General features: G+C 64.8%; 20 protein-coding genes and 1 pseudogene. 14 read left to right on the plus strand and 7 right to left on the minus strand.

Translation table 11 applies throughout. From position 1 onward, the window contains the following. Nucleotides 1-3 precede the first annotated feature (3 nt). Nucleotides 4-3,141: an excinuclease ABC subunit UvrA gene (gene uvrA / locus ACHWUQ_RS03850; RefSeq protein ID WP_394680393.1), complete on the minus strand. Its 3,138-nt coding sequence runs from the start codon at nucleotides 3,139-3,141 to the stop codon at nucleotides 4-6. 326 nt (nucleotides 3,142-3,467) lie between these two features. On the opposite strand from uvrA, the gene ACHWUQ_RS03855 reads away from it, so the two are divergent. After that, nucleotides 3,468-4,661 (plus strand): MFS transporter, encoded by a 1,194-nt coding sequence (locus tag ACHWUQ_RS03855; RefSeq protein WP_394680406.1) that lies wholly within the window; start codon nucleotides 3,468-3,470, stop codon nucleotides 4,659-4,661. A 191-nt stretch (nucleotides 4,662-4,852) separates the two neighbouring features. Further along, on the plus strand, nucleotides 4,853-5,440 hold the full coding sequence (ssb, locus tag ACHWUQ_RS03860) for a single-stranded DNA-binding protein (RefSeq protein ID WP_394680394.1): 588 nt from the start codon (nucleotides 4,853-4,855) through the stop codon (nucleotides 5,438-5,440). 61 nt (nucleotides 5,441-5,501) lie between these two features. Here ssb and ACHWUQ_RS03865 read toward each other — a convergent pair. After that, nucleotides 5,502-5,837, minus strand: a pseudogene (locus ACHWUQ_RS03865) (IS5/IS1182 family transposase); the annotation flags it as partial. A 205-nt stretch (nucleotides 5,838-6,042) separates the two neighbouring features. Here ACHWUQ_RS03865 and ACHWUQ_RS03870 point away from each other — a divergent pair. Then, nucleotides 6,043-7,101 carry a Fic family protein gene (locus ACHWUQ_RS03870; protein ID WP_394680395.1) on the plus strand — a complete coding sequence of 353 codons (1,059 nt, stop codon included), beginning with the start codon at nucleotides 6,043-6,045 and terminating at the stop codon, nucleotides 7,099-7,101. 192 nt (nucleotides 7,102-7,293) lie between these two features. Here the strand turns inward: ACHWUQ_RS03870 and ACHWUQ_RS03875 are convergent, their stop codons facing one another. After that, complete coding sequence (locus ACHWUQ_RS03875; protein WP_394680396.1) at nucleotides 7,294-7,776, minus strand: DUF417 family protein; 483 nt, start codon at nucleotides 7,774-7,776, stop codon at nucleotides 7,294-7,296. Next, nucleotides 7,773-8,375, minus strand: coding sequence for a TetR/AcrR family transcriptional regulator (locus ACHWUQ_RS03880; protein ID WP_394680397.1), 603 nt, complete (start codon nucleotides 8,373-8,375; stop codon nucleotides 7,773-7,775). Before ACHWUQ_RS03880 ends, ACHWUQ_RS03875 begins: the two co-directional genes overlap by 4 nt. 297 nt (nucleotides 8,376-8,672) lie before the next feature. On the opposite strand from ACHWUQ_RS03880, the gene ACHWUQ_RS03885 reads away from it, so the two are divergent. The 4 genes from ACHWUQ_RS03885 (at nucleotide 8,673) to ACHWUQ_RS03900 (ending at nucleotide 12,927) form a co-directional block, all read left to right on the plus strand. Continuing rightward, complete coding sequence (locus ACHWUQ_RS03885; RefSeq protein WP_373449108.1) at nucleotides 8,673-9,410, plus strand: transporter substrate-binding domain-containing protein; 738 nt, start codon at nucleotides 8,673-8,675, stop codon at nucleotides 9,408-9,410. Next, nucleotides 9,407-9,883 (plus strand): YbaK/prolyl-tRNA synthetase associated domain-containing protein, encoded by a 477-nt coding sequence (locus tag ACHWUQ_RS03890; protein WP_313333725.1) that lies wholly within the window; start codon nucleotides 9,407-9,409, stop codon nucleotides 9,881-9,883. The genes ACHWUQ_RS03885 and ACHWUQ_RS03890 overlap by 4 nt, the downstream gene beginning before the upstream one ends. 77 nt (nucleotides 9,884-9,960) lie before the next feature. Continuing rightward, a complete protein-coding gene (locus ACHWUQ_RS03895; RefSeq protein ID WP_394680398.1) occupies nucleotides 9,961-11,475 on the plus strand; it encodes a rhomboid family intramembrane serine protease in 1,515 nt (504 codons plus the stop codon). A 111-nt stretch (nucleotides 11,476-11,586) separates the two neighbouring features. Beyond that, on the plus strand, nucleotides 11,587-12,927 hold the full coding sequence (locus ACHWUQ_RS03900) for a hypothetical protein (RefSeq protein WP_313335150.1): 1,341 nt from the start codon (nucleotides 11,587-11,589) through the stop codon (nucleotides 12,925-12,927). A 12-nt stretch (nucleotides 12,928-12,939) separates the two neighbouring features. Here the strand turns inward: ACHWUQ_RS03900 and mnmA are convergent, their stop codons facing one another. Further along, nucleotides 12,940-14,067 carry a tRNA 2-thiouridine(34) synthase MnmA gene (gene mnmA, locus ACHWUQ_RS03905; RefSeq protein WP_312450804.1) on the minus strand — a complete coding sequence of 376 codons (1,128 nt, stop codon included), beginning with the start codon at nucleotides 14,065-14,067 and terminating at the stop codon, nucleotides 12,940-12,942. 216 nt (nucleotides 14,068-14,283) lie between these two features. On the opposite strand from mnmA, the gene ycaC reads away from it, so the two are divergent. Together ycaC and ACHWUQ_RS03915 are read left to right on the plus strand one after the other, a co-directional pair. After that, nucleotides 14,284-14,913 (plus strand): isochorismate family cysteine hydrolase YcaC, encoded by a 630-nt coding sequence (gene ycaC / locus ACHWUQ_RS03910; protein WP_239809788.1) that lies wholly within the window; start codon nucleotides 14,284-14,286, stop codon nucleotides 14,911-14,913. A 49-nt stretch (nucleotides 14,914-14,962) separates the two neighbouring features. After that, nucleotides 14,963-15,211 (plus strand): hypothetical protein, encoded by a 249-nt coding sequence (locus ACHWUQ_RS03915; protein WP_239809787.1) that lies wholly within the window; start codon nucleotides 14,963-14,965, stop codon nucleotides 15,209-15,211. 100 nt (nucleotides 15,212-15,311) lie between these two features. Here ACHWUQ_RS03915 and ACHWUQ_RS03920 read toward each other — a convergent pair whose 3' ends face one another. Then, nucleotides 15,312-17,780 carry a penicillin acylase family protein gene (locus ACHWUQ_RS03920; protein WP_394680399.1) on the minus strand — a complete coding sequence of 823 codons (2,469 nt, stop codon included), beginning with the start codon at nucleotides 17,778-17,780 and terminating at the stop codon, nucleotides 15,312-15,314. A gap of 151 nt (nucleotides 17,781-17,931) precedes the next feature. Between ACHWUQ_RS03920 and ACHWUQ_RS03925 the strand changes: the two genes are divergently transcribed. The 4 genes from ACHWUQ_RS03925 to ACHWUQ_RS03940 all read left to right on the plus strand — a co-directional run bounded on the left by ACHWUQ_RS03925 (nucleotide 17,932) and on the right by ACHWUQ_RS03940 (nucleotide 22,726). Further along, nucleotides 17,932-18,870 carry a LysR substrate-binding domain-containing protein gene (locus tag ACHWUQ_RS03925; RefSeq protein ID WP_313335144.1) on the plus strand — a complete coding sequence of 313 codons (939 nt, stop codon included), beginning with the start codon at nucleotides 17,932-17,934 and terminating at the stop codon, nucleotides 18,868-18,870. A gap of 204 nt (nucleotides 18,871-19,074) precedes the next feature. Next, nucleotides 19,075-20,514: an FAD-dependent tricarballylate dehydrogenase TcuA gene (gene tcuA / locus ACHWUQ_RS03930; protein WP_394680400.1), complete on the plus strand. Its 1,440-nt coding sequence runs from the start codon at nucleotides 19,075-19,077 to the stop codon at nucleotides 20,512-20,514. Continuing rightward, the gene (gene tcuB / locus ACHWUQ_RS03935; protein WP_394680401.1) at nucleotides 20,515-21,723 is read left to right on the plus strand and encodes a tricarballylate utilization 4Fe-4S protein TcuB; all 1,209 of its coding nucleotides are present in this window, start codon (nucleotides 20,515-20,517) and stop codon (nucleotides 21,721-21,723) included. It abuts the gene before it with no gap. 28 nt (nucleotides 21,724-21,751) lie between these two features. Further along, nucleotides 21,752-22,726, plus strand: a complete 975-nt coding sequence (locus ACHWUQ_RS03940) for a Bug family tripartite tricarboxylate transporter substrate binding protein (protein ID WP_394680402.1) — start codon at nucleotides 21,752-21,754, stop codon at nucleotides 22,724-22,726. Nucleotides 22,727-22,786: 60 nt separating this feature from the next. On the opposite strand, the gene ACHWUQ_RS03945 is transcribed toward ACHWUQ_RS03940, so the two are convergent. Beyond that, nucleotides 22,787-23,290 carry an NUDIX hydrolase gene (locus ACHWUQ_RS03945; RefSeq protein ID WP_239809782.1) on the minus strand — a complete coding sequence of 168 codons (504 nt, stop codon included), beginning with the start codon at nucleotides 23,288-23,290 and terminating at the stop codon, nucleotides 22,787-22,789. Between the two features lie 106 nt (nucleotides 23,291-23,396). On the opposite strand from ACHWUQ_RS03945, the gene ACHWUQ_RS03950 reads away from it, so the two are divergent. Then, complete coding sequence (locus ACHWUQ_RS03950; protein WP_394680403.1) at nucleotides 23,397-24,839, plus strand: aminopeptidase P N-terminal domain-containing protein; 1,443 nt, start codon at nucleotides 23,397-23,399, stop codon at nucleotides 24,837-24,839. Nucleotides 24,840-24,983: the final 144 nt, after the last annotated feature.

Here is a 24,983-nt window from a genome sequence, read left to right on the forward strand (position 1 = left end):
GGCTCAGCGCTTCAGGTAGGGCGCCAGATAGCGGCCGGTATGGCTGGCCGGGTTGGCCGCCACCTGCTCGGGCGTGCCCTGGGCCACCAGTTGTCCGCCACCGGCGCCGCCTTCCGGCCCCATGTCGATGACCCAGTCAGCCGTCTTGATGACGTCAAGGTTGTGCTCGATGACGACAATCGTATTACCCGCATCGCGCAGCTGGTGCAGCACCTTGAGCAGCAGGTCGATATCGGCAAAATGCAGGCCGGTGGTGGGCTCATCGAGGATGTAGAGCGTGCGGCCGGTGTCGCGCTTGGACAGCTCCTGCGCCAGCTTGACGCGCTGGGCCTCGCCCCCCGACAAGGTGGTGGCGCTCTGGCCCAGGCGGATATAGCTCAGGCCCACATCCAGCAGGGTTTGCAGCTTGCGGGCAATGGTGGGTACATCGCGGAAGAAGTCGTGCGCATCCTCCACCGTCATCTCCAGGATCTGCGCAATATTGCGGCCCTTCCACTGTACCTGCAGGGTTTCGCGGTTGTAGCGCTGGCCGTGGCAGATGTCGCAGGGCACATAGACGTCGGGCAGAAAATGCATCTCCACCTTCACCATGCCATCGCCCTGGCAGGCCTCGCAGCGGCCGCCGGCTACGTTGAAGCTGAAGCGCCCCGGGCCATAGCCGCGCTCCTTGGCAGTGTTGGTCTCGGCCATCAGCTCGCGGATGGGGGTGAACAGACCCGTGTAGGTTGCCGGGTTGCTGCGGGGCGTGCGGCCAATCGGGCTTTGGTCCACATTGATGACCTTGTCGAAATAATCCAGGCCTTCGATCTCCCGGTAGGGCGCAACATCGCCCTGGGCGCGGTTGATCTTGTGGGCCGCTGCGGCATACAAGGTGTCGTTGACCAGGGTCGACTTGCCCGAGCCCGAGACGCCGGTCACGCAGGTGAACAGGCCGACGGGGAAATCCACCGTCACATCGCGCAGGTTGTGGCCGCTGGCGCCCACCAGGCGCAGGCTTTGCACCGCATGCGGGTCCACCGGGGCGGGCGCTGCTTCCTGCGCGCTGCGGCCCTTGGCGCTGCTGGCCTTGCCGCTGGGCTTTTTCTCCAGCGAGGTGCGCACCGTGGGGAACTGCGAGCCGCTCTTGTCCGCCACGGCCTTGCCCACCGGTGCACCCACGGTGCTGGCCAGCACCGGCAGCCAGGGCGTGCGGCGCGCAGGCACGGCAATCGATTTCTGGCCGCTCAGGTACTGGCCGGTGAGCGACTGCGGATGGGCGCAGATGTCGGCATAGCGGCCCTGGGCCATGATCTGGCCGCCGTGCACGCCGGCGCCCGGGCCCATGTCGATGATCTGGTCGGCCGCGCGCATCATGTCCTCGTCGTGCTCGACAACGATCACGCTGTTGCCGATGTCGCGCAGGTGCTGCAAGGTAGCGATCAAGCGGTCGTTGTCGCGCTGGTGCAGGCCGATCGAGGGCTCGTCGAGCACATACATCACGCCGGTCAGGCCCGAGCCGATCTGCGAGGCCAGGCGAATGCGCTGCGCCTCGCCGCCCGAGAGGGTCTCGGCGCTGCGTGCCAGGCTCAGGTAGGTCAGGCCCACATCGTTGAGGAACTGCAGCCGCGTGCTGATCTCCTGGATCACCCGGGCAGCAATATCGGCCTTGGCGCCCGTCAGCTGCACCGTGGTGAACCAGGCGTGGGCCTCGCTCAGGGTGACCTGGCTGATGTCCTGGATTGCACGGGCCTGGTCGCCGTCGCCCACGCGCACAAAGCGCGCCTCGCGGCGCAGGCGCGCGCCGTGGCAATCCGGGCAGGGCTGCACGCTCTGGTAGCGCGCCAGCTCGTCGCGCACGATGCTCGAATCGGTCTCGCGGTAGCGCCGCGTCATGTTCGGCAGAATGCCTTCAAACGGGTGCTTCTTCGTGACCATCTTGCCGGCGTTCTCGCCGCTGGCCAGCTCGTACTTGAAGGCAATTTCTTCGTCGCCCGAGCCATAGAGCACCACCTGGCGCACCGCCTCGGGCAGGCTCTCGAAAGGCTGCTCGATGTCGAATTGGTAGTGGCGGCCCAGGCTTTCGAGCATCGCAAAATAGTAGCCATTGCGCCGGTCCCAGCCCTTGATGGCGCCGCTGGCCAGGCTGAGCGTGGGGAAGGCCACCACACGCTCGACGTCGAACACCTCATGCAGGCCCAGGCCGTCGCACGACGGGCAGGCGCCCTGGGGCGAGTTGAAGGAGAACAGGCGCGGCTCCAGCTCGGCCAGCGCATAGCTGCAGACCGGGCAGGAGAACTTGCTGCTGAACAAGTGCTCCTTGCCGGTGTCCATCTCCAGCGCCAGCACCCGGCCATTGCCTTCGTTGCCGCCCACGCGCAGCGCGGCCTCAATGCTTTCGGCCAGGCGCTGCTGCAGCCCGGCGCGTACCTTGATCCGGTCGATGACCACGTCGATGTCGTGCTTCTCGTTCTTGGCCAGCGCGGGCAGGGTCTCGTGCTCGTACATCTGGCCATCGACCCGAAAGCGCACATAGCCCAGCGCCTGCATCTGGGCAAACAGCTCGACGAACTCGCCCTTCTTGCCGCGCGCCACTGGCGCCAGGACCATCAGCCTGGTGTCCTCGGGCAGGGCCAGCACGGCATCCACCATCTGGCTGACGGTCTGGGCCGCCAGCGGCAGGTTGTGGTCGGGGCAGAAGGGCGTGCCTGCGCGGGCGTACAGCAGGCGCAGGTAGTCATGGATTTCGGTGACCGTGCCCACGGTCGAGCGCGGGTTGTGGCTGGTCGCCTTCTGCTCGATCGAGATGGCCGGCGACAGGCCCTCGATCAGGTCGACATCGGGTTTGTCCAGCCGGCCCAGAAACTGGCGCGCATAGGCCGAGAGGCTCTCGACATAGCGGCGCTGGCCTTCGGCATACAAGGTGTCAAAGGCCAGGCTGGATTTGCCCGAGCCGGATAGCCCGGTGATCACCACCAGCTGGTGGCGGGGGATGTCCAGGTCGATGTTCTTGAGGTTGTGCGTGCGCGCGCCACGGATGGCGATGCGGCTGTGTGCCAGCCGCGCACCCAGGTAGCGGCTGTCGTCCTGGCGCGCCTCGGACACGCCGAGTTCGTGGTGCAGGTCGATGGCAGCGGATGGGTCGGTGGGGGTGCGTGGTGGCATGTGGGCGTCAGGATCCAAAACCCCTCATGATAGCCAGCCTGCCCGTTCGTTGTGCAATCTGCCGGGTATCGCTGCACATGCTTTGCGGATAAACCGGGCGCCGCCCCAGGGGAGCGGCCTACAACTTGCCGCCAAAACCGAGGTGGGGGCTTGCTGCAGCTTTGCGCCCAGCTATCGTTTCTGAAGGGCCTGCAGCCGCGTAGATTCCGTCTGCCAGCAGGGCTTGCGGCTGCGCTCTACACTTGCCGCTGGCGATCGTCGCCATCCGTCCCTTGTTTGCCAGCGTATCGCCCTTGTCTCTCACTTCTGTTTCTTCATCCACGGCCATGCTGCCGGCCGAGCGGCGCGCCAGCTTCAGCCTGGCGCTGATCTTTGCATTGCGCATGCTGGGCCTGTTCCTGGTGCTGCCGGTGTTCGCGCTGGAGGCCCACAAATACCCTGGTGGTGATGACCCGGCGCTGGTCGGGCTGGCCATGGGTGTCTATGGCCTGACCCAGGCCGTCTGCCAACTGCCGCTGGGCATGGCGTCTGACCGCTACGGGCGCAAGAAGGTCATCGTGCTGGGCCTGCTGGTGTTCGCCGCCGGCAGTCTGATCGCCGGCATGGCCGGCAACCTGCATACCTTGCTGCTGGGCCGGGCGCTGCAAGGCGCGGGCGCCGTGTCCGCCGCCGTCACGGCGCTGCTGGCCGACCAGACCCGCGATGTGGTGCGCACCAAGGCCATGGCGCTGGTGGGCGCGAGCATTGGGCTGATGTTTGCGCTGGCGCTGGTGCTCAGCCCGCTGCTGGTCGTGCATATCGGCCTGAGCGGCCTGTTCTTGATGACCTGCGGCCTGGCGCTGGGCGGCATTGCCGTGGTGCTGTGGGTGGTGCCGCCGGAGCCGCTTGAGCACCGGGGCGGCGCACGCGGCGGCCTGCGTGAGGTGTTTCGCCATGCCGATCTGGTGCGGCTCAACGCCGGGGTGTTTGTGTTGCACACGGTGCAGATGTCGATGTGGGTGGCCGTGCCCGCGATGCTGGTGGCTGCGGGTCTGCCCAAGGCCGAGCACTGGCAGGTCTACCTGCCGGCCGTGGTGCTGTCCTTTGTGCTGATGGGCGGGTTGTTTGCGCTGGAGCGGCGCGGTTACCTGCGCGGCGCGCTGCTGGGCTCGATCGGGCTGGTGGCCCTGGTGCAAATAGCCTTGGGGCTGGTGGCGACCTCCGGCCAGGCGCCCACGCTGTGGCTGATGGGGGTGCTGCTGTTCGTGTTTTTCTGCGGCTTCAATGCGCTGGAGGCGACGCAGCCGAGCCTGGTGTCGCGCATGGCGCCAGCCTCCCTGCGTGGTGCGGCGCTGGGCAGTTACAACACTTTGCAATCGCTGGGCCTGTTTGCCGGCGGCGCGTTGGGTGGGGTGCTGACCCGCTGGGGCAGTGTGACCGATTTGTTCATCGCCACCAGCGCCTTGGCGCTGCTGTGGCTGGTGCTGACCTGGCCCTTGCAACCGCTGGCCCGCACCGCCGCTGGCGCTGCACAAAAGTAAGCGCTGGCTGGGAATGGGGCCGGCCCGTCAGGCCCCTTTGCAGAATCTGCGGGTACTGGGCAAGAAATGCCTGGCCGCTTTGGGGTAGGATACGCCCCTGTATCTCGGTGATGGGCGCTTTGAAGGCTGCAATGCCTGCAACACTGCCAACGCATAGTAGGCGCCCATTTTTCAAAGGAAAAACCTGAACCATGGCATCCGTCAACAAAGTCATCATCGTCGGCAACCTCGGCCGCGACCCTGAAATCCGCACCTTCCCCTCGGGCGACCAGGTAGCCAACGTCACCATCGCCACCACCGACCGCTGGCGCGACAAGAACACCGGCGAGAACAAGGAAGCCACCGAGTGGCACCGTGTGGTGTTCAATGGCCGTCTGGCTGAAATCGTCGGCCAGTACCTGCGCAAGGGCAGCCAGGTCTATGTGGAAGGCAGCCTGCGCACCCGCAAGTGGACCGACCAGGCCACCGGCCAGGAGCGCTATGCGACGGAAATCCGCGCTGATTCCATGCAAATGCTGGGCAGCCGCCAAGGCCAGGGCGGCGGTGGCGGCCAGGGCGGTGGTGATGACTACGGCTATGGCGACAGCGGCTACGGCGACCAAGGCGGCGGCGGTGCACCCGCTGGCAACTACCAGCGCCGCGCCCCGGCACCGGCCATGGCCCCAGCGGCCGCACCCCGCCAGGCGCCACCTCCCCGTCCAGCACCGGCGCCCATGCCAGCGCCGGCCCCACGCGCTGCGTCGGGCTTTGACGATATGGATGACGATATTCCGTTCTAAGTCCTACCGGCGTTGCTGCATACCTCGGCCATAAGCTGAGACATCCTCGTTTCCACTGGATTTATGCAGCAGCGACCGTCTGGGGGCGTGGCCAGCGCGGTAAATGATTGAGGATTGACGCTCGAATATTGAGCTCGGGCACTTGGCGCTCAAACGTCCTGGCCATCACCTTCTCGCCCAGACGCTTGGAGCAATTCATCTTGGCCTCTACCAGAGACCAAGAGGGTAGCCCCTCCATCTTTTCCAGATAGCCCGCCCCAACCTCCCACGCGCCTTGACCGCTTCATCGCGGTGAGCAAATGCCAGCTCTTTGCACAGCTTCGCTCGTTTGTGGGGTGATTGGAATGGCCCCTCGCAGGTAGCACTTCTTATGTACATCCTGCGTGTTGGATGCCCCTTGGTAGCGTTGGGCCCCTGCAGCCGCGCAGTGCCTCATCATGCAGGGCTTACGCAGCATGCGGTCAATGTGTATAGATGACCGCAGTTAGCTATGCAGATGGAGGCCGCGTTGCGCGAAAAGCTGCATTAAACGCAGCTTTCTATACACGTGGGCGGCGATATGTATAAGAATTGGCGTTTTCTATACATGTTCTGCTGACTTGATGGAATCCCTTGCCGCGCTGCGGGCCGAGCGCTTTGACACCGCCCCCATCCTCAAGAAGTTGGCCAGCGCCAGCCGCAAGCTGGCGGAGCTGAAGGGCATTGCTGCGGCCATACCCAATCAAGGCATTCTCATCAACACCTTGGGTTTGCAGGAGGCCAAGGACAGCTCAGAGATTGAGAACATTGTCACCACGCACGATGCGCTCTTCAAAGACGAGGTGTCCCTTGAGAGCAAACTGTCTGCCGCCAGCAAAGAGGTGCTGAGTTACCGGCAGGCGTTGTATACGGGCTTCCGGCTGGTGAAAGAGACTGGCTTGCTGACAGCCAACCATCTGATCGAGATGCAGCGTGCACTGGAGCGCAACCATGCAGGCTTTCGCAAATTGCCCGGCACGGCCTTGAAGGATGGCGCAGGTCGCACGGTGTACACACCGCCGCAGGAGCCAGATGCCATCGTAGGGCTGATGCGCGATTTGGAGCAGGTCATCAACGACCCCGAGGCAGTGCCCGTAGACCCGCTTATCAAGATGGCGCTGATTCACCACCAGTTTGAGAGCATTCACCCCTTCTATGATGGCAATGGCCGAACGGGGCGCATTTTGAATGTGCTGTATTTGGTCAAAGAGGGGCTGATGGACATTCCGGTGTTGTACCTGAGCCGCCATATTGTGCAAACCAAGGCTGAGTATTACCGCCTGCTGCAGGCGGTGCGTGACGACGATGCGTGGGAGGACTGGGTGCTGTACATGCTAGAGGCAGTGGAGCAGACAGCCCAGCAGACGGTGAAGACGGTGATTGCCATTCGGGATGCCTTGTTTGATTACAAGCACCGCATTCGGGAGCAGCACAAGTTCTACAGCCAAGACCTCATCAACAGCTTGTTCATGCACCCGTATACCAAGATTGAGTTCATGCAAAACGACCTGCAGGTATCACGGTTGACGGCGACGAAGTATCTGGATGCTCTGACGGAGACAGGTTTTTTACTAAAACAGAAAGCGGGGCGCAGCAACTACTACATTAACCATGCGTTGACCGTGATTTTGACAACGCCCTAATAGTAAGAAGAAGAACTCGATGGGAAAGAATGGGCCAATACCAATGAGAATTTCGCGAAGCTAGACCACTTTTTAGTGGGCACAACCGTTCTAAACAGCCGCTGCCTGTTTCGCAATGAATGACGAGCCCGCGCCTGACCAGCCGCGGGCTATTTTGATGGCCGAGCAAAAGGGGGGCTCTCCCGCAGTCTGCTAGGTCTGGCGGACGCCTTGCGCCGGGAGCGCTGATGCGCCCTCGGGCGCGCTGGCCTGCTGGATGCGTAGATGGCGGCGCAGGTCGAATTTGAGCAGTACGGCCCCTGCGCCGAGCAGCAACACGTCCTTGACGATGAAGCCGTCCAGCATGGTCAGTTGCGGCAGCAGGCTCAGCGTCGTGATGCCTGTCACGATGACGATGGCCGAGCCCACGATACCGAAGGCCGGTTTCTTGAAACCGACGACCAAGGCCACAAAGGCCAGGGTTTCGACAACGCCGAGAAAGTAGCTGCCTCCGTGCACGCCAAACAGGGTGTAGAGAAAGCTGAGCCAGGTGCTGGAGATCAGCGGCTCCAACTCGCTGACCTCGAAATCAAACCATTTGAAGGTGCCGAACAGCGCAAAGATAAAGATGACGGAAAGCCGCAGCAGGGTGAGGTCGGCATCGGAATGCACAAAGCGGTGGATGGCGTTTTTCATGGGGTCTCCTGTTTCAAGGCGGGGGTGGGCGGATGGGTACCAGCGCTGAGCCAGTGGACGATGGCTTGGACGGCGCCGGCATAGGCATCGTGTGGGGGAATGCGGTTGAGCAAGAGCGCGCCTTTGAGCGCCGCGCTGACCATCATTGCCAGCTCGGCAGCGGGCAGCGCAGCCTGGAGCTGTGCAGATTGCTGACCGGCTGCAAGGATGTCCTGCAGCAGGTGCTGCTCCTTCTGTGCGAGCCGGAACACGGCAATCTGCAGCTCCGGAAGCAGGAGATGGCTGTCTGACAGCATCGCGTAGACGCCGCACATCTGCCCTTGCGCAGCGCAGTCCGAAAAGGCCTCCAGGTAGCCCTGCAACCGCTGCACTCCCGCAGGCAATTGGTTCAGCTCGGCTTGCAACTGGTCGAACTGCGCGGTCTTGTAGGCACAGTAAGCCAGGCCCAGATCTGTCTTGCTGGGGAAATGGTGGTGGATGCTGGCCTTTCGGATACCAATGCCGGATTCCAGATCTGCGTAGCTGAAGCCCTGGAAGCCACGCTGCTGGATATAGACATTGGCCAACTCGATGATTTTTTCGTAGGTGGACATATTCATTTATAAAAACTATTAAAAATACTATTTCATTTGATTTTTCGAATGTACCTACTGAAAGGTAGGCTGTCAAAAGCTGTTGTGATTCAAAGCGTAAACGTCTTGCTGCGCCACCGGTTGGCTGCCCGGTCCGTATGCGCTTTGGACGACGTCGCGGCAGGCATTCAGCACCGTGCAGAGGCCTATGCGCCACAGGCCATGCCGGCAGAGGGAGAATGTGGGGGCTGCGGCGTGCCTGCGCGCCGAGCGTCGGCCCAGCGCAGCGCGACGCCCTTTGTTCCACCTTGTCCGAAAGCGTCCATGACAGAGACCACCGATATCGCTTCCCTCATCGCCCCCAGGGGCCGCCTGCGCGCGGCCATCAATGTAGGCAATCCTGTGCTGGCGCACAAACGGGCCGATGGCTCGGCCGCAGGCGTTTCCGTCGATCTGGCGGCGCGCATGGCGGCCCAGCTGGGGCTGCCGCTGGATCTGCAGCTGTTTGAGGCCGCTGCCCATTCGGTCGATGCGGTCACCCAGGGCCAGGCCGATGTCGGCTTTTTTGCGGTGGACCCGGTGCGCGGCGCGGGCATTGGTTTTTCTGCGCCCTATGTGCTGATCGAGGGCGCCTACATGGTGCGCAGCGATTCGGCGCTGACCGACAACGCGCAGGTGGATGTGGCGGCGCACGAAGTGGTGGTGGGCCAGGGCAGTGCCTATGACCTGTACCTGAGCCGGGCGCTGAAACACGCCCGCATCCTGCGGGCGCCCACCTCGCCGGCGGTGGTCGATGTCTATCTGCAACCCCGGGGCGATGTGGCTGCGGGCGTCAAGGTGCAGCTGGAAGCTGCGGTCGCCAGCCACCCGGGTCTGCGCATGCTGCCCGGGCATTTCATGCTGATCCAGCAGGCCATGGGCCTGCCCAGGGACCGGGGCGACGCCGCCCTCCAATGGCTGGCCGCGTTTGTTGAAGAGGCCAAGGCCAGCGGCTTTGTGGCCCAGGCGCTGGCACAGCACCAGGTGCAAGGCGCGGTGGTGGCGCCGGGAGTGCAGCGATGAGCGTGTTTGAGCAGCTGCAGCAGTTGCTGGAAGGCGAGGGCGCCCGCTTTCGGGTGCTGAGCCACCCGGCCGAGGGCAAATCGGACGAGGTGGCGCGCATCCGGGGCACCACGCCGGGCCAGGGTGCCAAGGCCATGCTGTGCAAGACCCGCAATGCCGAGCATTGGGTACTGGCGGTGCTGCCGGGCGACCAGAAGCTGGACTTTCGCCTGCTGGCGGCCGCGCTGGGCCTGCCCAAGATGACGATGGCCAGCGCGGAAGAAGCCACCGAGCGGACCGGCTGCGTGATCGGCGCCATTCCACCGTTCAGCCCGGGCCCGCAGGTAGCCCTGGTGGTGGACCCGGACCTGGTGGAGCGCCATGCCGACATCGCGTTCAATGCCGGGCGGCTGGACCGCTCGATGGTGCTCAATGCCCAGGACTATGTGCGCGTGGCCAAGCCGGCGTTGCACCGCATCTGCGCTATGGGCTAACGCAAAAATCCAACACTGCGGCCGGCTGTGCCCGGCGCGGCAGCCTGCCGCCGCAGGGCCACTGCACAATAGGCGCCATGTTCATCGCCATCCCGCTGGAAAACAAGCCCTCCTGGCAGTCGCCGCCCTGGATGACGGTGCTGCTGATTGCGATCAACTGCCTGGTATTCTGGGTCTGGCAAGGGGGTGAGGAGCGGGCGGCAGAGCGGGCCTCCAAAACCTATGCGCATACGGCGCTGCCGGCGATCGAGGTGCCGGCCTTTGTGAAGTACCTCGACGCACAAAGCCGCAACCCGGACAGCCGCATCCAACCGCAGATGGTGCGCATGGTGCAGGGCCTGCAAAAAAAACAGGACTACGGCCAGATCTACCTGCTGATGCAGCAGGAAGGCCGTTTTCGCCGCCAGCTGCTGGCCGGCGAGGTGATCCAGGCAGGCGATCCGCTGCATGCCGAATGGCAGGCCGCCCGCGCCCGCTTTGCACCGCTGGAGCCCGCTCCCTTCACCGCCCGCTGGGCGATGAGCTATGAAGCCGGTGCCGGCCTGCAGCCCCTGCAGGCGCTGACCTCCACCTTTTTGCACGGCAGCACCAGCCACCTGCTGGGCAATATGGTGTTTTTGTTTCTGTTCGGTTTTACGTTGGAGATGGCGCTGGGTGCCGGGCTCTACCTGTGCTTCTACCTGGCCGCCGGTGTCAGCGCCTCGCTGTTTGCCGGTCTGTTCTATGCCGGCTCTGGCAGCTATGGGCTGGGCGCGTCGGGCGCGATTGCCGGGCTGATGGCCATGTATGTGGTGCTCTACCGCATGCGCCGCATCCGTTTTTTCTACATGCTGGCCTTCTACTTCAACTACGCCACCTGGCCCGCGCTGGTGGTGCTGCCGGTGTGGATGGGCTTTGAGCTGGCCCAGCATTTTCTGGGGCAGCAGGGCGTGGCCTATATGGCGCACTTTGGCGGCCTGCTGGCCGGCGGCCTGCTGATGGCCTTGTACCTGCAGCTGCGGCGCAAGGAGTCGGTGGTCGAGGTGGCCGCCCGTGACAAGCAGCAGGCCCAGGCCCAGAGCGCCGCACTGGCCGCCGCCGTGCAACGCGCGCAAAAGCACACCGATGCGCTGGCCTTCGAGCTGGCTGCCCCCGCCTGGCGCCAGGCGGCCAAGCTGGCGCCGGCCGATGCGGCCATCTTGCGCGCCTGGTTTGAAAGCGCCCGCCATGCGCCGGGCAGCGAGGATTTCCACCGCGCGGCCCGCGCCATCTTCAAGCTGCCAGCCAACACCGAGGCGCTGCGCCGGCTCCAGCACCACAGCTGGCAAACCTATGTGAACCGCGCCCGGCCCGCCCCGCGCATCAGCGACAACAGCCTGCATGCGCTGGCGCGCAGCTTTGTCCGCCTGGGCGAATGGGACGATGCCCAGAAGATCTGCCAGCAGCTGGAGCACGCCGCCGACCACCCGCACTGGCCCGCGACCCTGGCCCTGGTGGCCAATGGCCTGGCCAAGGCCGGCCGGCTGGATGACGCCCGGCGCTGGCTGCCAGCGCTGCAGCGCGCCGCGCCGCAGGAACCGGTGACGCGCTGGCTCAGCCAGGCGGGCACCTGAACGCTGGCCGAGCGCCTCTAAGCGTCAGCGCCATGTAAAGTTTTCGTGAAGCCATGCCTTATGATCGCTCCCATGCTGCGCCAGCGGGGGCTGCAGACAGAAAGGCTGGCCATGGGCCCATTGCGTTCTCCACAGCAAGACGACGAGGTTGACAGCGCCCAATGGGTGATTGAGCCGTTCTGGCGCAAGCTCAACAGCTTTTTCCTGTTCCCATTGCAGCGCAAGCCCTTGCTGTATGCGCTGGTGCTGTCGCTCTGCGCCTATATGCTGATGTGGGGCCTGCTGATCGGCCTGGTCGTGGCGGTGGGCCTGCTGCTGGCGATCAGCCGGCATGCGTTCAAGATCGCGGCCTATGCCTCGCATGGCGTACTCGACAGCAACGACTACGACGACTACCCCTGCGATGCCGACCTCAAGGTGCTGCCCTGGAAGTTCTTTGGCGTGTTGCTGGTGCATGGCTTTCTGATCGGCATGCTCGCCCGGGTCAGCCCGGGGCTGGCGGCGCTGGGCGATCTGCTCTCGTCCTTTCTGATCCCCGCCACGTTGATGGTGCTGATCACCAGCGGCAGCCTGCGTGCGGCCATCAACCCCTTCCTGCTGCTTGGCACCATGGGTGCCATCGGTCTGCCCTATGGCCTGCTGTGCCTGTTTCTGTTCCTGCTGATGCAGGGCGTGCCGATGGCCTTTGCGCTGTTGGTCACGGTGGTGCCCCAGGCGCTGCTGGCGCCTTTGCTGGCCTTTGTCGTGATCTATTTCAACGGCGTGATTGCCGCGATGATCGGCTATGTGATGTACCAGAACCATGCGGCGCTGGGCATCACGCCGGACAAGGCGCCGCAGGCCGAAGCCGGCGCGCCGGTGGTGGACCCGCAGACCGCGCTGGCCCAGCGCCGCGATGCCCAGGTGGCCCAGCTGGTGCAAAGCGGCGACATGAACGCCGCCCTGGCTGAAGCCCGTGAATGGCAGCGCAGCGAACCGGACAGCCTGGCCGACCAGCGCCGCTACCACCGCGTGCTCAAGCTCAGCGACAAGGGCGACGAGCTGGCGCGCCATGCGCAAAGCTATGTTGCGCTGCTGCTGCGCAAGCAGCGCAGTGCCGATGCGCTAGAGGTCTGGGGCAGTTGCTACAAGCGCGACAAAGCCTTTCGGCTGAACGAAGCCAGCCATGCCTTGGCACTGGCACAGATGGCCTGGAAGCGCATGCAACTGCCGCACACCTTGGCCTTGCTCCATGGTTTCGAGAAAAGCTATGCCGGCAGCGATCTGGTGCCCCAGGCGCTGGAGCTGACGGTGCGCGTGCTCAAGCAGGGCGCCAACAAGCCCGACCAGGCCGTGCGCGTGTTCATGCGCATGAAGATCCGCTACCCCGAACATGCCTGCACGCAGGAGGCCGCCTGGATCTTGCGCGATGAGCTGCCGGGCGCTGCGCAGGCGCCTGCCGCACCCGCCTGAGCTGCTGGATTTTTAAGCGGCCGTTGAAGGCGCCACGCTGGCAATGATGCCGCCGCCCAGGCAGACCTCGCCGTCATACAGCACGGCGGACTGGCCCGGCGTCACTGCCCATTGCGCCTCGGGGAAGTCGAGGTGGAACTGCGCGGGCGTCGTATCGGCACCAATGATCGCGGGCGAATCGGGCTGGCGGTAGCGGGTTTTGGAGCCATAGGTGCCGGCAGCGGGCGGGTGGCCGGCGACCCAGCTGGTGTTGTCGGCGTCCAGTGCCTGCGACAGCAGCCAGGGGTGGTCATGGCCTTGCACCACGCGCAGGATGTTCTTGTCCAGCTCCTTGCGGGCCACAAACCACGGCGCATGCTCGCCTGCGCCACGGGCAGCGCCTTTTTCCTTCACGCCCCCAATGCCCAGGCCCGAGCGCTGGCCCAAGGTGTAGAACGACAGGCCGACATGCTTGCCCAGCTTGCGGTTGCGGTCGTCGAGGATCGGACCCGGTTCCTGGCTGATGTAGCGGTTGAGAAAATCGCGGAAAGGGCGCTCGCCGATGAAGCAGATACCGGTGGAGTCCTTCTTCTTGGCATTGGGCAGGCCGATTTCCTCGGCAATGCGGCGCACCTCGGTCTTCTTCAGCTCACCGACCGGGAACAGCGATCTGGATAGCTGGGCCTGGTTCAGGCGGTGCAGAAAATAGCTCTGGTCCTTGGCCGGGTCCAGGCCCTTGAGCAGCTCGAACAGCTGGGTGCCGGGGTTCTGGCGCACGCGGGCGTAGTGGCCGGTGGCAATCTTTTCGGCGCCCAGCCGCATGGCATGGTCCAAAAAGGCCTTGAACTTGATCTCGGCATTGCACAGCACATCCGGGTTGGGTGTGCGGCCGGCCTGGTATTCGCGCAGAAACTCGGCAAACACCCGGTCCTTGTAGTCGGCCGCAAAGTTGACGTGTTCCAGCTCGATGCCCACCACGTCGGCCACGGCTGCGGCATCGACAAAGTCGATGTTGGACGAGCAGTACTCGCTGTCGTCATCATCTTCCCAGTTCTTCATGAAGATGCCGACGACCTCGTGCCCCTGCTTTTTGAGCAAATACGCGGTGACGGCCGAATCCACGCCGCCACTCAGCCCCACTACGATGCGCTGTTTAACCATGGGCGCAATTATCCGCTGGGCAGCGGGCGGCCGCTGTGCAAGGGCTATGCGCCAAGCCATGCTAATCGTTCATTTTTTTGAACGATGAATGCGAATTTCAGTGATTTATCGTTGATCGTTCCATCGCTAATATTCGTTCCAGGCGTTAAGCACGAATCCTCGTTGCAGACGCTTGCGGTGGGCCCGTCCCGCCAGCGCTTCAGAAAAGGAACGACCATGACCTCCAAGCCCTATGTTCGCCTCGACAAAGACAATGCTGCCGTGCTGCTGGTGGACCACCAGACCGGTCTGCTCTCGCTGGTGCGCGACATCGACCCCGACAAGTTCAAGAACAATGTGCTGGCGCTGAGTGATCTGGCCAATTATTTCCAGCTACCCACGATTCTGACCACCAGCTTTGAAGATGGGCCCAATGGCCCGCTGGTACCTGAGCTGGTCCAGGCCCATCCCCGTGCACCGTTCATCGCCCGCCCCGGCCAGATCAACGCCTGGGACAACGAGGACTTCGTCAAGGCCGTCAAGGCCACCGGCAAAAAGCAGCTGATCATTGCCGGTGTGGTGACCGAGGTCTGCGTGGCTTTCCCGGCTCTGGCGGCGATTGCAGAGGGCTTTGACGTGTTCGTGGTGACCGATGCCTCGGGCACCTTCAACGAAGTCACCCGCGATTCGGCCTGGCGCCGCATGGAGGCGGCAGGCGCGCAGCTGATGACCTGGTTCGGCGTGGCCTGTGAGCTGCACCGCGACTGGCGCAATGATGTCGAAGGCCTGGGCACCCTGTTCAGCAACCACATTCCGGATTACCGCAATCTGATGAACAGCTATGCGCGCGCCAAGGGCGGCCAGTAAGGCGCCGTTGCCCTAGCCCACCCGGTTGCCACTGCGAAGGAGTCCCGCCATGGAGCAAGCACAGATCTTGGTCTACCAGCCGCAGACCGGCCTCATCGGCCTGCAGCTGGCCGATGGCAGCTACGCGCTGGCCGAACAATGGGGCAACCAGCCCTTGCGTGAAGGCCAGCGGCTGCAAGGCAACCTGCACAGCGTGGGGATGGAGACCCTCGAGGACACCCGTACGCATGCGCGCTATGAGGTGTTCATGCAGGCCTATGGGCTCTCGGCAGAAGGTCTGCGGTTGGCCCTGCTGTAAGCACCTGCCCCACACCCCCGCAGACCTGTGGGGGCAGAGGGCGATGCAGGCGATCCGACGATGGCCTGCATCGCCTTGCGGGCTGCCGCGCCGCCGTGGCTTACTGCGGTGTCAACGCAATGCGCTCGCGGGTGGCTTTTTCCACCGCACTGCGCGAGTAGGCCAGCGGAAAGTACTGGCCTGCGGCCCAGGTGTTGGCCAGGTCGCGGTAATGCGGGCTGGCGGGGTTGCCCGATTGGCCTGGCGTGTTGACCACGCGCGAGGCGTCCCAGTTGCCCACGTCCACCACCATGCGGAAGGATGCGCCAGAGGTCAGCTGGTAGGTGTCCACGTTGTAGCTGGTGGCCATCGGCGTAGCCCAGGAGCCGCCGATGCCGCCGACGCCGACATTGAGCCTTTGCTGGGTGGCACTGTCCACCACACCGGCGAGCGGGTGCACAAAGATCGCCTGGTGCAGGCTGCCCCAGGTCCAGCTCCTGGCATCGGCCCCCAGCTTGGTCTGCAGCCACTGCATCGCCGGTGCAATGGACGAGAGCAGCACCTGGTCGCGCTCGGCCTCGCTCATCCAGCCCTGCGGGCTTTCCAGCACCGCAATCATGCGGGTGGCGCTGGTCTCTTTGGCAAAGCTGCGCTCGTTGGCGGCCAGCACCTTGTCGGTCAGCGCTTTCTTCAGGGTGGCATTGCTCCAGACTTCGTAGAGCGCGGCGGCTGCGCTGTCCTTGGCCATCGTGCCGTCCCAGGCTTGCAGCAGTGCCAGGCCCTGGGCAGTCTGTGCATCGCTGCTTTGCAGCGGTGCCAGCAGCTTCAGCAGGCGCTGGGCCGGTACGGCGACGATGTCGGTCTGCCAGGCTTCGGAGTCTGCGACGCTGAGCTTCTTGCCGTCCTTGGCGGCCTTTTCAAACAGGCCATGCAGGCGCTGCGCGCGGGCCGAATCGGACCATTCGTAGCCAATGCCCTTTTGGTAGAGCGGGTGGGTGGGCGGCACATTGTTTTCGTTGGCCGTCACGACATAGCCGCGCTGCGGGTTGAACTCCCAGGGCAGCTCGTCGCCGTTGCGGTAGCCCGACCATTCATAGCGGCCGTCACCGGGCACCGGTGTCAGCCCATCCCAGTTGGGGCGGATGGGGGTGAGCCCGCCCGGAATCCAGCCAATGTTGCCACTGCTGTCGGCATAGACCTGGTTCTCGCCCGGTGCGCCCCAGCGGTTCATCGCGGCGCGGAACTGGTCGAAATCCTGCGCACGCATATAGTCCATCGAGCCGAAGTAGGGCGCCATGCCCAAATCCAGCCAGGCGGCGCGCAGCGCATAGGCCTTGTTGCCCTCGGCGGCCAGCACCGGGCCGTGGCGGGTGTACCAGTTCTCGACGATGACGGGCTGGGCGGCGCCCTTGACGGCAATACTCTCCGTCACCCGGGTCATCGGCTCCCAGCGGCCCTGGTACCTGTATTCCTTGCTGTTCTGCGGGTTGGTTTCGTAGACATACAGGTCCTCCTGGTCCATGTAGAAGCGCGTCAGGCCAAAGGCGATGCGGCCGTTGTGGCCGATGGAGATGCCAGGCAAAAACGGCTCGCCAGCACCGATCACATCCATGCCAGGCGCGGAGATGTGCGAGATATAGCGCAGGCTGGGCGCGCCATGGGCGCGGTGCGGGTCATTGGCCAGAATCGGGCGGCCGGTGGTGGTCATGCCCGGTGCGATCGTCCAGTTGTTGCTGCCGTAGCTGGCCAAGGTATTCGCATCGGGCTGGTTCAAGGTGGATTCGGACAGCGCCAGCAACTGCTCGGGTGCCATGTCCTGGGCCGACACCTTGACGTTGTCCTTGGTAAAGCGCGGGCTGGCAGTGGCCAGCGCATAGGCGCGCTTGAGCTCCTTGCCAGGCAGGCCGCAGACATCCAGCCCCTCGGGGATCTGCGGCTTCACATCGGGCACCAGCTCGCGGCGCAGCCAGTCCACCCGGGCGCCGTTCTGCTTGCCCTCGCAAAAGGCCTGGGCGCGGTCCACCTCACCAGTGAAGTTCAGGGTCAGGCCATGGTGGCGGATGCGCACCGTGTCTTCCGCAGCCCATCGGGCCGGCTGGTAGCCCAGCAGCCTGAACTCTTCGGGCAGCAGGCTGGGGTCGGCCTTCGTCTGGGCGACAAAGGCGTTGACCCCGGCCACAAAGGCTTCGGCGACGCGTTTGGAGTCCGAGCCATAGGCCAGCCATTCGCGGTACATGTCGCCACGGAACAGCACCGCGCGCGCCGCCTTGTCGCTCTCGACCCAGGCCGGCCCAAAGTCCTGGGCCATCTGGCCCAGTCCGCGCTTGCGCCACAAGTCCATCTGCCAGAGCCGGTCGCGCGCCGCCATGTAGCCTTGCACGACAAAAGCGTCATAGGTGGTGCCGGCGTAGATGTGCGGCACGCCCCACTGGTCGACCAGCACCTCGGCCGGCTTTTCCAGCCCGGCAATCCTGGCGCTGTGCTGGCTGGTGGGCGGTGTACCCAGGGAGCTGCAACCGGCGGCAAGCAGCGCAGCGGCCAGTGGCAGCGCCAGGCGCGTGGCAAAACGACGGGGGTCGTGGTGGGGCATGGTATGTCTCCTCGTTATGGTCCAGGGACAATGCCATGCTTGCCCGCGCTGCGCAATCGCGTTGGCGCCAGGCGCCGGCGGGGCTCCAATCTGTGCGAGGATGCGCGCATCTGCACGCGCTCGCGGCTGCGACTTCGGAAGGAACCCCACCATGGAACTGCGCCAGCTGCGCTACTTTGTACGCATCGTTGAACTGGGCTCGATGAGCCGCGCCGCGCTGGATCTGGACATGGTGCAGTCGGCCCTGAGCCAGCAGGTCAGCCGCCTGGAGTCCGAGCTCTCTACCCGTTTGCTCCAGCGCACCTCACGCGGTGTCATCCCGACCGAGGCGGGCCTGGCGTTTTTCCATGAAGCCCAGCTCAGCCTGCGCCATGCCGACCAGGCCATCCATGCGGCCCAGCAGGCGCGGCTGTCGGGCGCTGTCAGCATGGGCCTGTCTCCGACGATCGCCAACGTGCTGGGCCTGCCGCTGCTGCGGGCCATGCGCGAGCGCTACCCCGATGTGCGGCTGCACATGGTCTCGGCGCTGTCCGGCCACCTGACCAGTCTGCTCAACGCCCGGCAGATGGACATTGCCATTCTGTTCGACACGCAGAGCGCACGCCGCTGGCGGGTGACGCCGCTGCTCGAAGAGCAGCTCTTTCTGATCCAGTCCCGCCAGTGCCCTGTTGCACCCAAGATCCGCCATGGCGCGCCGGTCACTCTGGCGCAGCTGCAACAGGTGCCGCTGATCCTGCCCTCGGGCAGCCATGGGCTGCGCAGCTCGGTGATGGCCTCGTTCACCAGTGCGGGTTTCCAATCGCAGATGGCGATGGAAATCGATTCGCTGCCGCTGTTGATGGAGGCGGTGGACGCAGGCATGGGTGCGACCGTCCAGCCCTGGTCGGCCGTCGGCATGTACCGCGATGCGGAGGCGCGTTTTCAGTGGTCGCAGATTGCAGACGATTCGGTGCGCCGCAAGGCGGCGCTGTGCAGCCTGTCGGATGATGAGCTGTCGCCCGCGGCGCTCGCCGCGCGTGTGGTGCTGGTCGATTGCGCCAGACGGCTGGTGGAGTCGGGCCAATGGCTGGGCGCCTCGCTCGCGGCCTGAACGCGGGCAGCGCCCGGCCACATCACAAACCGTGATACCCCCATGCGCTGGGACGGCTGCACCGGCGCGGACCGGTTGTCTACAGTGGGAGGAACACTCGCCGCTCAGGGTGCTGGGGCCGCGTCCCTTGTGATGCAGCGCCACGACCAGGACGGGCCCTTCCCACGTTGAACCGCCACCAGGAACGCCTTGTGGCAACCCCTCATGAATACTGAAGCCTTTGACACCGATGTGCTCGTCATCGGTGGCGGCAATGCCGCGCTGTGCGCCGCCCTCATGGCCCGTGAAGCGGGCAGCCGCGTGCTGCTGCTGGAAGCGGCACCACGCGCATGGCGCGGCGGCAACTCCGGCCACACCCGCAATCTCCGCTGCATGCACAACGCCCCGCAGGATGTGCTGGTCGATGCCTATCCGGAGGAGGAGTACTGGCAAGACCTGCTCAAGGTCACTGCCGGCATCACCGATGAGCAGCTGGCCCGCCTGGTGATCCGCGCCTCTTCGACCTGCCGCAGCTGGATGCGCCGGCATGGCGTGCATTTTCAGCCTCCGTTGTCAGGCGCGCTGCATGTGGCGCGCACCAACGCGTTTTTCATGGGTGGCGGCAAGGCTCTGGTCAATGCCTACTACCGCAGTGCGCAGGCGATGGGCGTGGACGTGCGCTATGAGTCACCGGTGGACCGGCTGGAGATCGCCAACGGCCGCTTCCAGGCCGCCTGGTGCAAGGGCGAGCGCATCACTGCCAAAAGCTGCGTGCTGGCGGCCGGCGGCTTTGAGTCGAACCGGGAGTGGCTGCGCGAGGCCTGGGGCCAGAACGCCCGTGGCGAATGGCCTGCCGACAACTTCCTCATCCGTGGCACGGCCTTCAACCAGGGTGTGTTGCTCAAGCACATGCTCCAGGACCAGCATGCCGATGCCGTGGGCGACCCCACCCAGGCGCACATGGTGGCCATCGATGCCCGTGCACCGCTGTATGACGGGGGCATCTGCACGCGCATTGACTGCGTGTCGCTGGGCGTGGTGGTCAACCGCGATGCCCAGCGCTTCTACGATGAAGGCGAGGATTTCTGGCCCAAGCGCTATGCCATCTGGGGCCGGCTGGTGGCGCAGCAGCCTGGCCAGATGGCGTATTCCATCATCGACAGCAAAGCCATCGGCCGCTTCATGCCGCCGGTGTTTCCGGGCGTGCGCGCTGATTCGCTGCCGCAGCTCGCCCAGAAGCTGGGACTGCCGGTGGAGACCTTCATGCAGACCCTCCAGGCCTACAACGCCAGCTGCAAGGCGGGCCATTTCGACCATACGGCGCTGGACGACTGCCACACCGAAGGTATCAGCCCCGCCAAGACGCACTGGGCCCGGCCGCTGGATACCGGCCCGTTCTATGGCTATGCACTGCGCCCGGGCGTGACCTTCACCTACCTGGGTTTGAAGGTCGATGACAGCGCGGCAGTGCGCTTTGGCGGGCAGGCCAGCCAGAACCTGTTCGTGGCGGGCGAAATGATGGCGGGCAATGTTCTGGGCAAGGGCTACACGGCGGGGGTGGGCATGTCCATTGGTACCGCTTTCGGGCGGATTGCCGGCCGCAATGCTGCACTGGCCGCTGCCGGCCAGCCCGCGCTGCATGGCGCTGTGAATGACGAGGTCTGAATGAGCATCCAATCACTGCAAGAACTGGGTCAGCAGGCCCAGACCCTGGCCACTGGCAAGGTCATCCCCATCATCGCTGCGCCCACGCAGACGCCCGCAGAGCAAGAGGTGGCGCGCGTGATGCAGATCTGCAATGCCTGCCGCTACTGCGAAGGCTTTTGCGCCGTGTTCCCGGCGATGACGCGCCGTCTGGAGTTTGGCAAGGGCGATGCGCATTACCTGGCCAATCTGTGCCACAACTGCGGCGCCTGCCTGCATGCCTGCCAGTACGCGCCGCCGCACGAGTTTGCCATCAACATCCCCCAGGCCATGGCCGAGGTACGGGGCCAGACCTATGCCGACTACGCCTGGCCCCCTGCGCTGGGGCGGCTGTACCAGAGAAACGGCCTGACCCTGTCGCTGGCGATGGTGCTGGGGCTGTTCCTGTTTCTGGCCTTGGCCATCGCGTTGCGGGGCGGCGTGGGCCAGCTGTGGAATGCGCAGCTGGGCAACAACTTCTACAACCTGTTCCCGCATGGCCTGATGGTGGGCATCTTTGCACCGGTGTTTCTGCTGGTGGTGCTGGCGCTCTTCATGGGTGTGCGCCGCTTTTGGAAGGAGGTCAAGCCCGCCACCAGTGGGGTGGATGTCGGTATGCCGGCTGCGGCAGAGGCGACGCAGGATGTGCTGCGCCTCAAGTACCTCGATGGCGGCCATGGCGAGGGCTGCCACAACGAAGACGATGCCTACACGCTGGCGCGCCGCCGGTTCCACCATTTCACCTTCTACGGCTTTGCGCTGTGCTTTGCGGCAACGGCGCTGGGGACGGTGTACCACTATGCCTTCGACCTGCCTGCGCCTTACGAGCTGCCCAGCCTGCCCAAGGTGCTGGGTGCGCTGGGCGGGCTGGGCATGATGGTGGGCACGGTGGGCCTGTGGCGCCTGCACCGAAGCCGTCACCCGCTGCATGGCGATTCCCGGCAAAAGCCCATGGACCTTGGCTTCATTGCGCTGCTGTTTGTGGTGGCCTCCAGTGGCATGGCGCTGTGGCTGGGGCGCGGCACGCCCGCCTTGGCACTGTTGCTGTGCCTGCACCTGGGCGCGGTGATCGCATTGTTCGCCACGCTGCCCTACGGCAAGTTTGCCCATGGCGTGTTCCGCACGGCCGCGCTGTTGCGCCACAACACCGAAAAGCGGCAGCCCAGCCCTGTTGGCCTGGGTGCCGACTGACAAAAATCCCATACCCAGGAGACTCACGATGAACAAACGACAAGCGCTGTTGCGCACGATGGTGCTCGCACTGGTGGCAGTGCAGGGCGCCGGCCATGCCCAGGATTTTCCGCCGCGCAAACCGGTCACCCTGGTGGTGGGCTTTGCAGCTGGCGGTGCGGCAGATTCAGCAGCCCGCCTGATTGCCAAGAAGCTCGCGGAGAACATCGGCCAGACGGTGGTCGTGGACAACCGGGGCGGCGCCGGTGGCAACATCGCGCACCAGTTTGTGGCCAAGGCCCCCGCCGATGGCTCGGTGCTGCTGTTTGGATCGGTGGGCCCGCTGACGATCGCGCCACACATCATGAAAGTCGGTTACGACCCGTTCAAGGACCTGGCGCCGATCTCGGGCGGCGTGAACTTTCCCAATGTGCTGGTGGTGCACCAGGGCGCTGGGGTGAAGGATCTGGCCGGTTTCGTGGCCAAGGCCCGGAAGACGGCCGGTGGCGTGGACTATGCGTCCACCGGCGCCGGGTCAGCCTCGCACCTGGCGGGCGAGCTGTTCAACCAGCGCGCTGGCGTCGACATGGTGCATGTCCCTTACAAAGGAGGCGCTCCCGCGCTGCAAGACTTGATCGGGGAGCGCGTGACCTCGTACTTTGCGGCTCCGCCGACAGCGCTTCCCCATATCGAGACCGGCAAGCTGATTCCGCTGGCGACCACCGGCTTGACGCGGCCCGCGTACATGCCCAACATCCCCACCGTTGCCGAGGCGGGCTACCCCGGCTTCGAAGCGCTCAATTGGTATGCGTTTGTGGCGCCGGGCAAGACGCCCGAGCCGGTGCTCGAACGCTGGAATGCGGAGATTGTCAAGGTGCTGAACGACCCCGCTGTGGGCGAGGCGTTGAAGGTGCACGGCCTGACGCCGCAACCGACCACACGCGCAGCATTTGCCGCCTTCATGAAAAAGGAGTACGAGCAGTGGGGCAAGGTGGTCAAGGAGCGCAAGATCAGCATGCAATGAACGCAGCGGCCAGGGGCCGCCCCCGAGGCTGCCGGTGCGATGCCTGAGGCCTCCCGGGGTCTATTCCAGCGGGTTCACGCCATCGGGCTGCACCAGCACCGATGCATCGGTGTAGATCAGGTTCAGCGCAAAACGCTGGCCGGCCAGGTAGTCGTCCAAAGACTGCAGCACCAGCGGGCTGCGCATCTGGTGGGCCTCAGCGCGCATTTCATCGGCGGTCATCCAGACGGTGCGGCGTATGCCTTCGTCGAGCGGCTGGTTTTCATAGAACGCGCCCACGGTGCCGGTGAACGCAAAGCGCATATAGGTGGTGTCCGCGCCGCTCTTGGTCCGTACAAAACGGTTCATGTAGATGCCCAGCAGGGCCGAGGGCTTGAAGTCGAAGGCCGTCTCTTCAAGCACCTCGCGCACACAGGCCTGGATGGGGGATTCGCCCGGGTCCAGATGGCCCGCCGGGTTGTTCAGGCGGATGCCGTCCGAGGTGTCTTCCTCGACCAGCAAAAATCGGCCATCGCGCTCAATGACGGCGGCCACGGTGACGTTGGGTTTCCAGCGGTGGGGCATGCGGCATTATGTGCCAAGTCGCTGAAATTATAAAAAGCGGCGAAAGGGCTTGCCGCGCCCATGCAAGCTCGGGCGCTGCAGCCATGCTCTGCAGTACGATAGCGCCATGCACGCACCTGCCCCCACCCCAGCCATACCCGCACAGTCCGTCTATGCCGAGCGCCGCGCCCAGGTCGCGCGCCAGCTGGGCGAAGGCGGGATCGCCATCATCCCCACGGCGCCCGAGCATCCGCGCAATCGCGACAGCGACTTTCTGTACCGCCACGACAGCTATTTCTACTACCTGACCGGTTTCACCGAGCCCCATGCCAGCCTCGTGATCACCGCCGATGGCAAGACCACCTTGTTTTGCGCGCCCAAGGACCTGGCGCGCGAGATCTGGGACGGCTACCGCCTGGGCCCGGAGGCAGCGGTGGCGGCCTTGGGCGTGACGGAAGCCTATTCGGTGGCTGAGCAGGCTGCCCGCATGCCCAAGATGCTGGAGAACCGCAGCGTGGTCTGGTACCCGTTTGCGATCCACCAGGGGCTGGAGAGCACGGTGGCACAGTGGCTCAACGGCGTGCGTGCCCGCACCCGCTATGGCGCACTGGTGCCCGAGCAGCAGTGCGACCTGTGCACCGTGCTCGACGAAATGCGTTTGTTCAAGGACGAGCATGAGGTGCCGATCCTGCGCCGCGCCGGGGCTATCAGCGCCCGCGCCCATATTCTGGCGATGCAGCGCTCGGCCCGCATGCTCCGCGCCGGCCGGGATGTGCGCGAGTACCACCTGGATGCCGAGCTGCTGCAGGCCTTCCGCGAATACGGCTCGCAGTACCCGGCTTATGGCTCCATCGTGGCCGCTGGCGCCAATGCCTGCGTGCTGCACTACCGCGCCGATGCCGCGCCCATCCGCGATGGTGAGCTGGTGCTGATCGACGCAGGCTGCGAGCTCGATGGCTATGCCAGCGACATCACCCGCACCTTCCCCGCCAATGGCAGATTCAGCGGCCCGCAGCGCGATCTGTACGATCTGGTGCTGGCCAGCCAGGATGCGGCCATTGCGCTGGCCCGGCCTGGCAAGCGCTTCAACGACATGCATGACGCCACCGTCGCCGTGCTGGCCCAGGGCATGCTCGATCTGGGCCTGCTCGACAAGAACAAGGTCGGCAGCGTGCAGGATGTCATCGACAACCGCAGCTATTTCCAGTTCTACATGCACCGCACCGGCCACTGGATGGGCATGGATGTGCATGACTGCGGCAGCTACATCGAGCCCAGCGAAGTCGGCCACACCAGCGAGCGGCGCGATCCGCTCTCGGGCGAGCTGATCCTCAACCGCCCCAGCCGCATCCTGCGCCCCGGCATGCTGACCACCATCGAGCCCGGTATCTATGTGCGCCCGGCCGACGGCGTGCCTGAAGCGTTCCACAACATCGGCATCCGCATCGAGGATGATGCGCTGATCACCGACGGCGGTTGCGAGCTGCTCACGCGCGGCGTGCCCGTCAAGGCCGATGAGATCGAGGCGCTGATGCGCGATGGCGCGCCCCGGCCTGCCGATCTGGCCTGATCCGCCTCCGCCCCCATCCCACACCTGCCGGGCCAGGGGACCCTCTGCAAAACTCCCTGCCGTGGTCTGAACGCGGGCTCGGGCGATCCGCTGCGTTGTCTTCCTTGTCAATAGCTCGCTATTGACTGCGAAAGACGCCTTGCG

Source organism: uncultured Comamonas sp. (assembly GCF_964277875.1).
GTDB classification, from domain to species: Bacteria; Pseudomonadota; Gammaproteobacteria; order Burkholderiales; family Burkholderiaceae_C; genus Comamonas; species Comamonas sediminis.